At 64.3% G+C, this 15240-nt stretch carries 12 protein-coding genes; 2 read left to right on the top strand and 10 right to left on the bottom strand.

Annotated features, from left to right (window positions below):
- Positions 1-41: 41 nt before the first annotated feature.
- The 4 genes from AC5QPF_RS26355 to AC5QPF_RS26340 all read right to left on the bottom strand — a co-directional run bounded on the left by AC5QPF_RS26355 (position 42) and on the right by AC5QPF_RS26340 (position 5413).
- Positions 42-2888: a valine--tRNA ligase gene (locus AC5QPF_RS26355; RefSeq protein WP_494960589.1), complete on the bottom strand. Its 2847-nt coding sequence runs from the start codon at positions 2886-2888 to the stop codon at positions 42-44.
- 190 nt (positions 2889-3078) lie between these two features.
- A complete protein-coding gene (locus tag AC5QPF_RS26350) occupies positions 3079-3444 on the bottom strand; it encodes a DNA polymerase III subunit chi (RefSeq protein ID WP_494960588.1) in 366 nt (121 codons plus the stop codon).
- A 5-nt stretch (positions 3445-3449) separates the two neighbouring features.
- Entirely contained in the window at positions 3450-3878 is a 429-nt protein-coding gene (locus AC5QPF_RS26345; RefSeq protein WP_494960587.1) for a DNA polymerase III subunit chi, read from the bottom strand.
- 41 nt (positions 3879-3919) lie between these two features.
- Positions 3920-5413: a leucyl aminopeptidase gene (locus AC5QPF_RS26340; protein WP_494960586.1), complete on the bottom strand. Its 1494-nt coding sequence runs from the start codon at positions 5411-5413 to the stop codon at positions 3920-3922.
- A gap of 291 nt (positions 5414-5704) precedes the next feature.
- Here AC5QPF_RS26340 and lptF point away from each other — a divergent pair, with 291 nt between their 5' ends.
- Both lptF and lptG read left to right on the top strand, forming a co-directional pair.
- On the top strand, positions 5705-6820 hold the full coding sequence (gene lptF / locus AC5QPF_RS26335; RefSeq protein WP_494960585.1) for an LPS export ABC transporter permease LptF: 1116 nt from the start codon (positions 5705-5707) through the stop codon (positions 6818-6820).
- The gene (gene lptG, locus AC5QPF_RS26330; protein WP_494960584.1) at positions 6813-7874 is read left to right on the top strand and encodes an LPS export ABC transporter permease LptG; all 1062 of its coding nucleotides are present in this window, start codon (positions 6813-6815) and stop codon (positions 7872-7874) included. Before lptF ends, lptG begins: the two co-directional genes overlap by 8 nt.
- An 87-nt stretch (positions 7875-7961) precedes the next feature.
- Here the strand turns inward: lptG and AC5QPF_RS26325 are convergent, their stop codons facing one another.
- From AC5QPF_RS26325 to gcvH, 6 genes are all read right to left on the bottom strand, one after another.
- Complete coding sequence (locus tag AC5QPF_RS26325) at positions 7962-8450, bottom strand: RDD family protein (protein ID WP_494960583.1); 489 nt, start codon at positions 8448-8450, stop codon at positions 7962-7964.
- Positions 8451-8547: 97 nt separating this feature from the next.
- Positions 8548-8760: a cold shock domain-containing protein gene (locus AC5QPF_RS26320; RefSeq protein WP_494960582.1), complete on the bottom strand. Its 213-nt coding sequence runs from the start codon at positions 8758-8760 to the stop codon at positions 8548-8550.
- A 356-nt stretch (positions 8761-9116) separates the two neighbouring features.
- Entirely contained in the window at positions 9117-10241 is a 1125-nt protein-coding gene (gene gcvT, locus AC5QPF_RS26315; RefSeq protein ID WP_494960581.1) for a glycine cleavage system aminomethyltransferase GcvT, read from the bottom strand.
- Between the two features lie 27 nt (positions 10242-10268).
- Entirely contained in the window at positions 10269-11645 is a 1377-nt protein-coding gene (locus AC5QPF_RS26310) for an L-serine ammonia-lyase (RefSeq protein ID WP_494960580.1), read from the bottom strand.
- A gap of 121 nt (positions 11646-11766) precedes the next feature.
- Positions 11767-14622 (bottom strand): aminomethyl-transferring glycine dehydrogenase, encoded by a 2856-nt coding sequence (gcvP, locus tag AC5QPF_RS26305; RefSeq protein WP_494960579.1) that lies wholly within the window; start codon positions 14620-14622, stop codon positions 11767-11769.
- 10 nt (positions 14623-14632) lie between these two features.
- Positions 14633-15016, bottom strand: coding sequence for a glycine cleavage system protein GcvH (gene gcvH / locus AC5QPF_RS26300; protein ID WP_494960578.1), 384 nt, complete (start codon positions 15014-15016; stop codon positions 14633-14635).
- Between the last annotated feature and the right edge of the window lie 224 nt (positions 15017-15240).

Genomic DNA, 15240 nt, shown 5'->3' with positions numbered 1-15240 from the left:
GTAGGAGCAGGCAAGCCAGCTCCTACAGGGGCCGCGTCGCTTTACAGGGCGGCGATCCGCGCGTGCTGCTCGGTGAAGTTGGCCAGGGCCTGTTCAGCCTCGGCCAGCTTGGCGCGCTCCTTGTCGATCACGGCCGGCGGGGCCTTGTCGACGAAGGCGGCGTTGGACAGCTTGCCGCCGACGCGCTGGACTTCGCCTTGCAGACGCTGGATTTCCTTGTTCAGGCGCGCCAGTTCGGCATCCTTGTCGATCAGGCCGGCCATCGGCACCAGCACCTGCAGGTCGCCGACCAGCGCGGTGGCGCTGAGCGGGGCTTCGTCCTGCTCGCCGAGCACGGTGAACGACTCGATCTTCGCCAGCTTCTTCAGCAGCGCTTCGTTCTCGCTGAGACGACGCTGGTCTTCGGCAGTGGCGTTCTTCAGGAACAACTGCAGTGGCTTGCCCGGACCGATGTTCATCTCGGCGCGGATGTTGCGCACGCCCAGCATCAGTTCCTTGACCCACTCGATGTCGCTTTCGGCAGCGGCGTCGATGCGGCTGTCGTTCGCTTCAGGCCATGGCTGCAGCATGATGGTCTTGCCGTCGATACCAGCCAGCGGCGCCAGGCGCTGCCAGATTTCCTCGGTGATGAACGGCATGAACGGATGGGCCAGGCGCAGCGCCACTTCCAGCACGCGCACCAGGGTGCGACGGGTACCGCGGGCGCGCTCGACCGGGGCGTTCTCGTCCCACAGCACCGGCTTGGACAGTTCCAGGTACCAGTCGCAGTACTGGTTCCAGATGAATTCGTACAGAGCCTGGGCGGCCAGGTCGAAGCGGAACTGCTCCAGCTGGCGGGTCACTTCGGCTTCGGTGCGCTGCAGCTGCGAGATGATCCAGCGGTCGGCCAGCGACAGCTCGTAGGCCTCGCCGTTCTGGCCGCAGTCCTCGCCCTTGTCCAGCACGTAGCGGGCGGCGTTCCAGATCTTGTTGCAGAAGTTGCGGTAGCCTTCGACGCGGCCCATGTCGAACTTGATGTCGCGACCGGTGGATGCCAGCGAGCAGAAGGTGAAGCGCAGGGCGTCGGTGCCGTAGCTGGCGATGCCTTCGGGGAACTCGGCCTTGGTCTGCTTGGCGATCTTCTCCGCCAGCTTGGGCTGCATCATGCCGCTGGTGCGTTTTTCCAGCAGGGCGTCGAGGGTGATGCCGTCGACGATGTCCAGCGGGTCGAGGACGTTGCCCTTGGACTTGGACATCTTCTGGCCCTGGCCATCGCGGACCAGGCCGTGGACGTACACGGTCTTGAACGGAACCTGCGGGGTACCGTCCTCGTTCTTCACCAGGTGCATGGTCAGCATGATCATCCGGGCGACCCAGAAGAAGATGATGTCGAAGCCGGTGACCAGCACGTCGGTGGAGTGGAAGGTCTTGAGGAATTCGGTCTGCTGCGGCCAGCCGAGGGTGGAGAAGGTCCACAGGCCGGAGCTGAACCAGGTGTCGAGGACGTCGTTGTCCTGGTTCAGGACCACGTCGGCGCCGAGGTTGTTCTTCGCGCGGACTTCTTCCTCGCTGCGGCCGACGTAGACCTTGCCGGACTCGTCGTACCAGGCCGGGATGCGGTGGCCCCACCACAGCTGACGGCTGATGCACCAGTCCTGGATATCGCGCATCCAGGAGAAGTACATGTTCTCGTACTGCTTGGGCACGAACTGGATGCGGCCGTCTTCCACGGCGGCGATGGCAGGTTCGGCCAGCGGCTTGGTGGAGACGTACCACTGGTCGGTCAGCCACGGCTCGATGACGGTGCCGGAGCGGTCGCCCTTCGGTACTTTCAGGGCGTGGTCGTCGACGCTGACCAGCAGGCCCAGGGCGTCGAAGTCGGCGACGATCTGCTTGCGCGCGACGAAACGGTCGAGACCGGCGTACTGCTGCGGCAGGCTGCCGTCGATGGCTTCGTTGACGCTGCCGTCGAGGTTGAACACCTGGGCGGCCGGCAGAACCATCGCGTTCTTGTCGAAGATGTTCAGCAGCGGCAGGCTGTGGCGCTTGCCGACTTCATAGTCGTTGAAGTCGTGGGCCGGGGTGATCTTCACGCAGCCGGTACCGAACTCGGGGTCGCAGTAGTCGTCGGCGATGATCGGGATGCGGCGGCCGACCAGCGGCAGTTCGACGAACTTGCCGATCAGGGCCTGGTAGCGCTCGTCGTTCGGGTTCACGGCGACGGCGGCGTCACCCAGCATGGTTTCCGGACGGGTGGTGGCGACCACCAGATAGTCCTTGCCTTCGGCGGTCTTGGCGCCGTCGGCCAGCGGGTAGCGCAGGTTCCACAGGTGGCCTTTCTCGTCGTGGTTTTCCACTTCGAGGTCGGAAATGGCCGTGTGCAGCTTGGTATCCCAGTTGACCAGACGCTTGCCACGGTAGATCAGGCCGTCTTCATGCAGGCGCACGAAGGCTTCCTTGACCGCTTCGGACAGGCCGTCGTCCATGGTGAAGCGCTCGCGGCTCCAGTCCACGGACGAGCCCAGGCGGCGGATCTGGCGGCTGATGTTGCCACCGGACTGGTCCTTCCATTCCCAGACCTTCTCCAGGAACTTCTCGCGGCCCAGGTCGTGACGGTTCTGGCCCTTGGCCTCGAGCTGGCGCTCCACCAGCATCTGGGTGGCGATACCGGCGTGGTCGGTGCCTGGCTGCCACAGGGTGTTGCGGCCTTGCATGCGGCGGAAGCGGATCAGGGCGTCCATGATCGCGTTGTTGAAGCCGTGACCCATGTGCAGGCTGCCGGTGACGTTCGGCGGCGGGATCATGATGGTGTACGACTCGCCCGCGCCTTGCGGGGCGAAGTAATTCTTGGACTCCCAGGTGTTGTACCAGGAGGTTTCGATGGCGTGCGGCTGGTAGGTCTTATCCATGCGCGGGGGGACCCTATGGCATTTATTCGGGAAAGCCGGGAAGTATAACGGAGGCGGGTGTTCGAGGCGACAAGCAGGGAGGCTTCAAAAGCGCGACGCGGACCCTGCGGGAGCGGGTTTACCCGCGATTACGGTAGTGAGTTCACCGACGCTATCGCGGATGAACCCGCTCCCACAGGGTTTTGCGATATCAGGAAGACTGGCTGAGCAGGCGTTCGAGGCGGGCGTCCAGACGGCGCTTGATCTCGTTCTCGATATGCGGGGCGAAATCGTCGATCACGTCTTGCATGATCAACTGCGCTGCGGCACGCAGCTCGGCGTCCAGGTGCAGCAGGGTGTCCTGGCGACGGGTCTGTGGATCGACCTCTTCCACGGGCGCTGCGGCAGGCTCGGCGGGCGCGAGCTCCTCGGCCGGTTCGAGCAGCAGAGGGATCTGTTCTTCCACGGTGTCGGTCAGCAGGGGCGGTTGCAGGGTTTCGTCACCCAGCAACTGGCGGATCGACTCCAGGTCGTCCAGCAGGTGGGCGGATTGTGGCAGGGGGGGGCGTTTGTCCATCGTCGTCAGAATCGCTGTAAGCGGTGATCTTGCAGAGCATAGCCCTGTTCGCGGTAGAAGCGGAAACTCTCTCGGGTCGCCTGGCGAACCGCCGGATCCTCGATCACGATTTCGGCGATGCGGGCGAACCGCGCGGCGAACGACGGGACCTTCAGGTCGAGATTCACCAGCAGGTCCTGATGTTCGCCGGGGTCGTCGCCGATGCCCAGTGCCACCGCTGCCGCAGCATCGGCCTCGGCGTGGCTGTGGGGTACGAAGGCCTCACCCTTGAAGGCCCAGAGGCGTGCATCCAGTTCTTCGCGCTGGGCGCTGTCGCTGCAGTTCAGATAGACCCGGTGCCCGAGGCGCCAGGCCTTTTCGCAGAACTTGCAGGCAAAGTCCAGGCGCGCGGCGGGCGAGGGCGTGGGCAGGATGTAGAAGTCGACTTGGCTCATCAGGCAGTCGCCGACCGGTCACGGGACCGGCCGGCATCCGGTCAGGCGCTGGCGCGATCGAGCAGGTACTGGGTCAGCAGCGGAACCGGACGGCCAGTGGCGCCCTTGTCCTTGCCGCCACTGATCCAGGCGGTACCGGCGATGTCCAGGTGCGCCCAGCTGTAGGTCTTGGCGAAGCGCGAGAGGAAGCAGCCTGCGGTGATGGTGCCGGCCTTCGGCCCGCCGATGTTGGCGATGTCGGCGAACGGACTGTCCAGCTGTTCCTGGTACTCGTCGAACAGCGGCAACTGCCAGGCGCGGTCGTCGGCACGCTTGCCGGCGTCGAGCAGTTGCCCCACCAGTTCGTCGTTGTTGCCCATCAGGCCCGAGGTGTGGCTGCCCAGGGCGACGATGCAGGCGCCGGTCAGGGTGGCGATGTCGATCACCGCCTGCGGTTTGAAGCGCTCGGCGTAGGTCAGGGTGTCGCACAGCACCAGGCGGCCTTCGGCGTCGGTGTTGAGGATCTCCACGGTCTGCCCGCTCATGGTGGTGACGATGTCGCCCGGACGGGTGGCGCCGCCGCTCGGCATGTTCTCGGCACAGGCCAGCAGGCACACCAGGTTGATCGGCAACTGCAGTTCCAGCACGGCACGCAGGGTGCCGAAGACGCTGGCGGCGCCACACATGTCGAACTTCATTTCGTCCATGCCGGCGCCCGGCTTCAGGCTGATGCCACCGGTGTCGAAGGTGATGCCCTTGCCCACGAGGACGAACGGCTTGTCGCTCTTCTTCGCACCCTGGTACTGCATGACGATCAGGCGTGGCGGCTGGTCGCTACCCTGGCCGACGGCGTAGAACGCGCCCATGCCGAGGTCCTTGATCTTCTTCTCGTCGAGGACTTCGACCTTGAGGCCCTTGAACGCCTTGCCCAGGTTCTTCGCCTCTTCGGCGAGGAAGCTCGGGTGGCAGACGTTCGGTGGCAGGTTGCCGAGGTCGCGGGTCAGGCGCATGCCGTTGGTGATGGCGCTGGCGTGCTTCACGGCGCGCTCGGTGTCGGCCAGGCCGGCCTTGTCAGCGAGCAGGGTGATTTTCTTCAGGGCACGAGGTTCGGCTTTCTGGCTCTTGAAGCGGTCGAACACGTATTCGCCGTCGAGCAGGGTCTCGGCCAGCAGTCGGGCCTTGCCATAGTGGGCGTCGCGGCCGACCAGGGCGATATCGTCCAGGGCCAGCACCGCGTCGGCGCCGCCCAGGCTCTTGAGCACGCCGAGCACGGCGTTGGCCAGCTTGCGCCAGCTGCGATCGCCCAGACTGTCGTCCTTGCCGCTGCCGACGAGCAGAACGCGCTCCGCCTTCAAGCCCGGCAGGCCTGGCAGGAGCAGGGTCTGGCCGACCTTGCCGGCGATGTCGCCGCGCTTGAGCGCGGCGCTCAGGGCGCCCTTGGTGGCGTCATCGATGGCCTTGGCGCTGCTGCCCAGCTTGCGGCCTTCGCCCACGGGCAGGACCAGGGTGGCGGTTTTCAAGGATGCTGCGGCTACGCTTTTTACAACCAATTCCATGTCAGGGTCCCCGAATGAACTGTCAGTGCGCGTTGTCTGTGCAAGCGCTCGAAGCGACCTGGCCGCCCGTGGCGCGCCAGACGCAAAGCCGCCAGTTTGAGCCCGGTGCGCCGCCGCTGACAACCCCGTTTTCAAGCATTGCGCGGTGCCAAGTGACAGGCAGGGTCAATCACAGGATAATGCGCGCACTTCGAAGTCCGGGTGCATTGACGCACCGGCAACTATCTTCATGTTGGTTGCAACGTTTTCCTTGTTCGGCTGTCCGAGCCTGACAACCCAGGAGTGTCTGGTTTGATCGTCTTCCGTTATCTGTCCCGCGAGGTCCTCGTGACCTTGAGTGCCGTCAGCGCCGTGCTGCTGGTCATCATCATGAGCGGGCGCTTCATCAAATACCTGGCCCAGGCCGCCCAAGGCATGCTCGATCCGGGCGTGCTGTTCATGATCATGGGCTATCGCCTGCCGGGCTTCCTGCAGCTGATCCTGCCCTTGGGGCTGTTCCTCGGCATCCTGCTGGCCTACGGTCGTCTGTACCTGGAAAGCGAGATGACCGTGCTGTCCGCCACCGGCATGAGCCAGCAACGCCTGCTGCGCATGACCATGGCGCCGGCCGCGCTGGTTGCCGTGATAGTGGCCTGGATCAGCCTGAGCCTGGCGCCTCAGGGCGTCGCCCAGGTCGCCCAGATCATCAACCAGCAGGACGCCCTGACCGAGTTCGATACCCTGGTGCCGGGCCGCTTCCAGACCCTGCGTGACGGGACCCGGGTGACTTACACCGAGCAACTGTCGGATGACCGCGCCAACCTGGCCGGGGTATTCATCTCCGAGAAGCGTTTCTCCACCGACAAGAGCAAGGACCGAGGCATCAGCGTGCTGGTGGCCGAGAAGGGCCGCCAGGAAGTGCAGGCCGACGGCAACCGCTACCTGATCCTGGAAAACGGCTACCGCTACGACGGCAATCCGGGCCAGGCCGACTACCGGGCGATCAAGTACGACACCTACGGCGTGCTGCTGCCCAAGCCGGAGGTCAGCCAGGACATCACCGAGCGCGAGGCCATTCCGACCTCCGAACTGCTCAAGAGCGATGCCCCGCGCGAGCGCGCCGAGCTGCAGTGGCGTCTTTCGCTGCCGTTGCTGGTGTTCATCGTGACCCTGATGGCGGTGCCGCTGGCACGCGTCAACCCGCGCCAGGGCCGTTTCCTCAAGCTGCTGCCGGCGATTCTTCTGTATATGGCTTACCTGACGATTCTGATTGCCGCCCGCGGCGCCCTGGAAAAAGGCAAGATCCCGCTGGCTCTGGGCCTGTGGCCGGTCCACGGGTTGTTCCTGCTCATCGGCGTGGGGCTCATGTACTGGGAGCCGCTGCGCCTGAAACTGAGCGCGCGTCGTGCGGAGGTGGCCCGTGCGTAAGCTCGACGGTTACATCGGCAGCAGTGTATTCATGGCGATTCTCGCGGTGCTGGGGATCATTCTCGGTCTGGCATCCCTGTTTGCCTTCATCGATGAAATGAGCGACATCAGCGACACCTACACCCTGTGGAACGCCGGTCAGTTCGTCGCCATGACCGCGCCGCGCCGCCTCTACGACATGTTGCCGATGGCAGGCCTGATCGGCTGCCTGATCGGCCTCGGCAGCCTGGCCAGCAACAGCGAACTGACCATCATGCGCGCCGCCGGCGTGTCCATCGGCCGGATCGTCTGGGCGGTGATGAAGCCGATGCTGGTACTCATGCTGGCCGGCGTGCTGATCGGTGAATACGTTGCGCCGGTTACCGAGAACAAGGCCCAGGCCGATCGTTCCCTGGCCCAAGGCGGGGGCGAGGCGCAGACGTCCAAGCGCGGTCTGTGGCACCGTCAGGGCGAGGAATTCGTTCACATCAACACCGTGCAGCCGAACGGATTGCTGTTGGGTGTCACCCGTTATCGCTTCGATAGCGAGCGGCATATGCAGTCGTCCAGCTTCGCCCGTCGCGCGCAGTACCAGCAGGATCACTGGCAGCTCACCGACGTTACCACCACCCTGTTCCGCGGCGACCACACCGAGGTGGTGAAGACCCCGGAAGAGCGCTGGGACGTCGCCCTGACCCCGCAACTGCTGAATACCGTGGTGATGGCACCGGAATCGCTGTCGATCACCGGGCTGTGGGACTATATCCACTACCTGTCCGACCAAGGCCTTAACAATGATCGCTACTGGTTGGCGTTCTGGACCAAGGTCTTGCAGCCGCTCGTGACTGCGGCGCTGGTGCTGATGGCGATCTCGTTCATCTTCGGTCCGCTGCGTTCGGTGACTCTTGGCCAGCGTGTGTTCACTGGCGTGCTGGTGGGCTTCGTGTTCCGTATCGCCCAGGACCTGCTGGGGCCATCCAGCCAGGTGTTCGGCTTCCCGCCGCTGCTGGCGGTGCTGCTGCCGGCAGGGATCTGTGCGCTGGCAGGTGTGTGGTTGTTGCGCAGGGCGGGATGATCCGCTTCTCGCAGCAATGAAAAAGCCGGCCCATCGAGGTCGGCTTTTTCATTGCTGCTGTCTGCGATGAGGCCCGAAAGAACACCATCACTTCTTGCGCTTGGGGATCCGCACCAGTTGCGTCTCGGAATACATGTCATGCCAGCTGCGCTTGCGCTTGTCGATCAACACCCAGAAGAACCCAAGCCCCAGGCACAGCCACGAGCCTATCGAAACGACGAAACGCAGCAACGCCTGCCACAGGCTGATGGCGCTGCCGTCGGCGTTCTGCACCCGCACGCCCCACACCTGCATGCCCAGGGTCTGGCCGCCATGGGTCCAGAACTTGGCGAAGAAGCCGAACAAGGCGAACACCAGGATCGTCGAGAGCAGCGGATCGCCGTCCAGGGCGCCGGCTTCGGTCATTGCCCGCATCTGCGTTTCGCCGATGATGGACATCTGGATCATCTTGTAGACCAGGGTGGTGACCATCAGCAGGGCAACGCAAAGGAGGAAATCATAGAACATCGCCGCAAGGCGGCGGCCCAGTCCGGCAACCGGGAAGTCGCCCTGTGGCTGGAGCAGTGGTTTCGGCATTGGGTGAAGCTCCTGGCGCAAAAAACGTGCATTCTACGGAATTGCGCGCAAAAAAAAGCCCCTGTCATTGACAGGGGCTTTCGGGGATCGCGAAGACTTAGGCTTCAGCGATGACCTCATCAGCTTGCATGCCTTTCTGGCCTTGCACAGCGATGAAGGTCACTTTCTGCCCTTCTTTCAGGGTCTTGAAGCCGTTGCCCTGGATAGCGCGGAAGTGCACGAACAGATCCGGACCGCTCTCAGGAGTGATGAAACCGAAACCCTTTTCGTCGTTAAACCACTTGACGGTACCGCTCTGACGTTGAGACATGTCTTAATTTCCTTTGAAACTTGAATTGTGATAACAGCTTCTTTCATTGAAATGTAATGAAAGCGTACTGGGCTGGGTTGCAGGAAAGTAAGAGACGTCGAACGTTGTGTAGCGAATCTCAGGCTACTGTCCAGGCCACGAACTATAGCGACCCATGCAAACACAGTCCGCTGACTCTACGCTAACTCTCCCGGGAAACACAAGCCCCGCAGACCGCTGGTTTTCAGCCTTTCAGATGCGTTTGGGCGGATTTTTACGATGTTTTTTCGATGCTTGCCCAAGCTCATGTTCGAAAGTTTGAAAGGGCGTTCGAAATCGAATATCCCGAACGCACCATGACACATTTTGTCGTGCGCTCAACCGCGGTAGTAACGCTGCGCAACGAACGGCATCTTGCTGACTTTCATCGCCACGCGCTTGCCTCGCACGACCGCCCAGACCTGGGTATCGAGAGCGCTATGCGTGCTGTCCAGGTAACCCATGGCTACCGGTGCGCCCAAGGTTGGACCGAAGCCGCCGCTGCATACCCGGCCGATGACCGTACCGGCCTCGTCGACGATCTCTGCGTCTTCTCGTACTGGCGTGCGCTCCTGTGGCAATAGTCCGACGCGCTTGCGCGTTACGCCACCCTGCTGCTGGGCGAAGACCCGGGCAGCCCCCGGGAAGCCACCGGCGCGCGCGCCATCGGCACGGCGTGGCTTGGACACGGCCCAAAGCAGGCTGGCTTCGACCGGGGTGGTCTGGCTGTTCATGTCGTGCCCGTACAGGCACAGACCGGCTTCCAGGCGCAGCGAGTCGCGGGCGCCGAGGCCGATGGCGGCGACTTCCGGTTCTTCCAGCAGGCGGCGGGCCAGGGCCTCGGCCTTGTGCGCCGGCACGGAGATCTCGTAGCCGTCTTCGCCGGTGTAGCCGGAGCGGCTGACGTAGCAGTCCTCACCCAGCAACTGCACCGGGGCGAACTGCATGAAGGTCATCTTCGCCACCTGTGGCGCCAGGCGCTCCAGCACCTTGACCGCGGCCGGACCCTGCAGGGCCAGCAGCGCACGTTCCTCGAACAGTGCTTCGATCTCGCATTGGCTGCCGATGTGCTGGCGCAGGTGGGCAAGGTCCTGGTCCTTGCACGCGGCGTTGACCACCAGGAACAGCTCACCATCACCGAGGTTGGCGACCATCAGGTCGTCAAGAATGCCGCCCTGTTCGTTGGTGAACATGGCGTAGCGCTGCATGCCGACCGGGAGGTCGATGATGTCCACTGGCACCAGGCTTTCCAGGGCCTTGGCCGCATCGGCGCCGCGCAGGCGGATCTGGCCCATGTGCGAAACGTCGAACAGGCCGGCCTGTTCGCGGGTGTGCAGGTGTTCCTTCATCACGCCCAGCGGGTACTGGACCGGCATGTCGTAGCCGGCGAAGGGCACCATGCGCGCGCCGAGTTCCAGGTGCAGGGCGTGCAGCGGGGTTTTCAGCAGTGTTTCGGTGGACATGTGGTACTCCTGGGTTTCAATGGGGTGTCAGCATTCGATGATGTTGACGGCCAGACCGCCGCGGGCGGTCTCCTTGTATTTGCTTTTCATGTCGGCGCCGGTCTGGCGCATGGTGCGGATGACCTTGTCGAGGGACACGAAGTGCTGCCCGTCGCCACGCAAGGCCATGCGCACCGCGTTGATCGCCTTCACCGAGCCCATGGCGTTGCGCTCGATGCAGGGCACCTGGACCAGTCCCCCGATGGGGTCGCACGTCAGGCCCAGGTTATGTTCCATGCCGATCTCGGCGGCGTTCTCCACCTGCTGCACGCTGCCGCCCATGACCTCGCACAGGGCGCCGGCGGCCATGGAACAGGCCACGCCGACTTCGCCCTGGCAGCCGACTTCGGCGCCTGAAATCGAAGCGTTTTCCTTATAGAGGATGCCGATGGCGGCGGCGGTGAGCAGGAAGCGCACCACGCCGTCTTCGTTGGCTCCGGGGATGAAGCGCATGTAGTAGTGCAGAACCGCCGGGACTATCCCGGCAGCGCCGTTGGTCGGCGCGGTGACCACCCGGCCGCCGAAGGCGTTTTCCTCGTTCACCGCGAGGGCGTAGAGGTTGACCCAGTCCAGCACCGAGAGAGCGTCACGCAGGCTGGCTTCCGGGCTCGAGCTGAGTTGGCGGTACAGCGCCGGGGCGCGCCGTTTGACTTTTAGGCCGCCGGGCAGGATGCCTTCGTGGCGACAGCCGGCGCTGACGCAGTCCTGCATCACCTGCCAGATATTCAGCAGGCCGGCTCGGGTCTCGCTTTCCGGACGCCAGGCCGCTTCGTTGGCGAGCATCACCTGGCTGATCGACAGGTGCTGCGTGGTGCAGTGCGTCAGCAGTTCCTTGGCGGTCTTGAACGGCCAGGCCAGCGGTGTCTTGTCCTCGACGATACGGTTGGCCCCGGCGGCGTCCTCGTCGACCACGAAACCGCCGCCCACCGAGTAATACTCACGGCTGCGGATCTGCAGGCCAGCGCTGTCGAAGGCGCGGAAGATCATGCCGTTGGGGTGGTAGTCCAGCGGCTTGCGGATCATCGCCAGGTGCTGTTTTTCGTGGAAATCGATGGGGTGCTCGCCCAGCAGGGTGAGTCGGCCGCTGTCGCGGATGGCCTGCAGGCGGGCGGGAATGCTGTCGGTGTCGACGCTGTCGGGATGCTCGCCCTCAAGGCCCAGGAGCACGGCCTTGTCGCTGCCGTGGCCCTTGCCGGTAGCGCCGAGCGAGCCGTACAGCTCGACCTTGACGCTGTGCGTGGTAGTTAGAAGACCATCACGCCGCAGCCCTTCGGCGAAGCGCGCAGCAGCGCGCATCGGACCGACGGTATGGGAGCTGGAGGGGCCGATGCCGATCTTGAACAGGTCGAAGACGCTCAGTGACATGGCTTGATCCTCCAAGGAGTGATTCAGGGCCTTATCGCTGGCAAGCCAGCTCCCACAGGGGCCGCGGTGCATGCGATCCCTGTGGGAGCCGGCTTGCCGGCGATGAGGCCGACAAGTGAACTCAGGCGTCCTGGTAGCTCTCGATCGAAGGACAAGCGCACACCAGGTTGCGATCCCCGAACACGTTGTCCACCCGACCGACCGGCGGCCAGTACTTGCCTTCCACCAGCGACGGCAACGGATACACCGCCTGCTCGCGGCTGTAGCCGTGGGCCCACTCGCCGACCAGCTCGGCCGCAGTGTGCGGCGCGTTCTTCAGCGGGTTGTCGTCCTTGTCCAGGCTGCCGTTCTCCACCGCGCGAATCTCTTCGCGGATGCGGATCATCGCGTTGCAGAAGCGGTCCAGTTCTTCCTTGGACTCGCTTTCGGTCGGTTCGATCATCAGCGTGCCGGCCACAGGGAAGGACATGGTCGGGGCGTGGAAGCCAAAGTCGATCAGGCGCTTGGCCACGTCGTCGACGCTGATGCCGCTGGTGTCCTTGAGCGGACGCAGGTCGAGGATGCACTCGTGCGCCACCAGGCCGTTGCTGCCGGTGTAGAGGACAGGATAGTGCTCTTCCAGGCGACGGGCGATGTAGTTGGCGTTGAGGATCGCCATCTGCGACGCACGCTTGAGGCCGGCGCCACCCATCATGCGGATGTACATCCAGGTGATCGGCAGGATGCTGGCGCTGCCGAACGGCGCCGCGCAGACCGCGCCCTGCTTGTTGTCCATGTGCCCGTGACCCGGCAGGAACGGCGCCAGGTGAGATTTGACACCGATCGGGCCGACGCCCGGGCCGCCACCGCCGTGAGGGATGCAGAAGGTCTTGTGCAGGTTCAGGTGCGAGACGTCGCCGCCGAACTTGCCCGGGGCGCAGAGGCCGACCATGGCGTTCATGTTGGCGCCGTCGATGTACACCTGGCCGCCATTGTCGTGGATGATCCCGCAGATTTCGCCGATGGCTTCCTCGAACACGCCGTGGGTCGACGGGTAGGTGATCATCAGTGCGGCGAGGTGTTCGCGGTGCTCGATGGCCTTGGCGCGCAGGTCGTCGATGTCGACGTTGCCGCGGGCGTCACAGGCGGTCACCACCACGCGCATGCCGGCCATGTGCGCGGTAGCCGGGTTGGTGCCGTGGGCCGAGGACGGGATCAGGCAGATGTCGCGGCGGGCGTCGCCACGGCTCTGGTGGTAGGCGCGGATCGCCAGCAGGCCCGCGTACTCGCCCTGGGAACCGGCGTTCGGCTGCAGCGACACGGCGTCGTAGCCGGTAGCGGCGCAGAGCATGGCTTCCAGCTCGGAGGTCAGTTGCTGGTAGCCCTGGCTCTGTTCGGCCGGGGCGAACGGGTGCAGGTTGCCGAACTCGGCCCAGGTCACCGGGATCATCTCGCTGGCGGCGTTGAGCTTCATGGTGCAGGAGCCCAGCGGAATCATGGTGCGGTCCAGCGCCAGGTCCTTGTCGGCCAGGCGGCGCAGGTAGCGCATCAGCTCGGTTTCGCTGTGGTAGCGGTTGAACACCGGGTGCTCGAGGATCGCCGACTGGCGCAGCAGGGCGGCCGGCAGCTGTGCTGCGGTGCTCGCGGTGAGGGCGGCGAAGTCCGGCAGGGCCTGGCCGTTGGCGAACAGGCTCCACAGCGCTTCAACATCTTCCTGGCGGCTGGTTTCATCCAGCGACAGGCCGACGCGTGCAGCATCGATCTGGCGCAGGTTGAAGCCCAGGGCGCGGGCCTTGTCGTGCAGTGCGGTGGTGTCGGCGGCCGTGTTCAGGGTCAGGGTGTCGAAGAAGCTCGCGGTTTCTACCGTGACGCCCAGCGCCTTGAGGCCCGCCGCGAGGATCGCGGTCAGTTGGTGGGTGCGCGCGGCGATTTGCTTCAGGCCCTGCGGGCCGTGGTAGACGGCGTACATGCTGGCGATGTTGGCCAGCAGCACCTGCGCGGTGCAGATGTTGCTGGTGGCCTTCTCGCGGCGGATGTGCTGTTCGCGGGTCTGCATTGCCAGGCGCAATGCGGTCTTGCCGAAGCGGTCGATGGATACACCGACCAGGCGACCCGGCATGTCGCGCTTGAATGCGTCACGGGTGGCGAAGTAGGCGGCGTGCGGGCCACCGAAGCCCAGCGGGACACCGAAGCGCTGGGCGCTGCCGATGGCCACGTCGGCGCCGAATTCGCCCGGCGGAGTCAGCAGGGTCAGGGCCAGCAGGTCGGCGGCCACGGCGACCAGGGCATTGGCGGAGTGGAAACGCTCCACCAGCTCGCGATAGTCGAAGACGTCACCGCTGCTCGCCGGGTACTGCAGCACGGCGCCGAAGAAGCGGCTGACGTCGGTCAGCTCGCGTTCATCGCCCACCACTACTTCGATGCCGAGCGGTTCGGCACGGGTGCGCAGCACGTCGAGGGTCTGCGGATGGCAATGCACGGAAGCGAAGAAGGCATGGCTGCCTTTGTTCTTGCTCAGGCGCTTGCAGAAGGTCATGGCCTCGGCGACGGCGGTGGCTTCGTCGAGCAGGGAGGCGTTGGCGATCGGCAGGCCGGTCAGGTCGCTGATCAGCGTCTGGAAGTTCAGCAGGGCTTCCAGGCGACCTTGTGAAATCTCGGGTTGATACGGGGTGTAGGCGGTGTACCAGGCCGGGTTTTCCAGGAGGTTGCGCAGGATCGGTGCCGGGGTGTGGCAGTTGTAGTAGCCCTGGCCGATGAAGCTCTTGAACAGCTGGTTCTTGTCGGCGATGGCCTTCAGCGCGGCGAGGGCGTCGGCCTCGCTTTGGCCGGCGCCCATGTCGAGAACGCTGGTGCCTTTGATGCTGTCGGGGATGACTGCGGCGCTCATGGCGTCCAGCGAGTCGAAGCCGAGGGTGGCGAGCATGGCCTGTTCATCGGCCTGGCGTGGGCCGATATGGCGGGCGATGAATTCGTTGGCGGTGCCGAGATTGACGGTCATGGCGGCCTCCTCAGGCGTCGTCGTTGGCTTTGAGCAGGCGGTCGTAGGCGTCCTGGTCCAGCAGCCCGGCGAGGGCGCCGGTGTCGGCCGGGACGAAACGGAAGAACCAGCCTTCGCCCAGCGGGTCTTCGTTTACCAGTTCGGGATTGGAGTCGAGCAGGTCGTTGACCGCTACCACATCGCCGTCCAGTGGCATGTACACGCCGCTGGCAGCTTTTACTGATTCAACGGTGGAGGCTTCGGCGCCCTTGGCGTAGTGCTGCAGTTCCGGCAGTTGCACATAGACCACGTCGCCCAGGGCATTCTGGGCAAAGGCGGTGATGCCCACGGTCACGCTGCCGTCGGCTTCGGCACGCAGCCACTCGTGATCTTCGGTAAAACGCAACTCGCTCATGGAAACTCCTCGAAGGCCGTCGGTGCGGCCGGATGCGGTAGTGGCCCGCCGGATGAACACGGCAGGCCGGGGCTGGAATTTCCATAGCAAGTTTGCGGCCATGTCGCGGGAAGCCACGTAAATAAGGGGTCTGGCTATGTTTTCCTGACCATTTTTGAAAATTGATGTAATGAAAACGATACAGATGTAGCGTCCAGAGAATGTTTCGCGAGATCAACGCCTTG

The organism is Pseudomonas sp. Con_6, from assembly GCF_059379395.1.
Note: the sequence above shows the minus strand (reverse complement) of the source record. Positions and strands in the feature narration are given on the sequence as shown.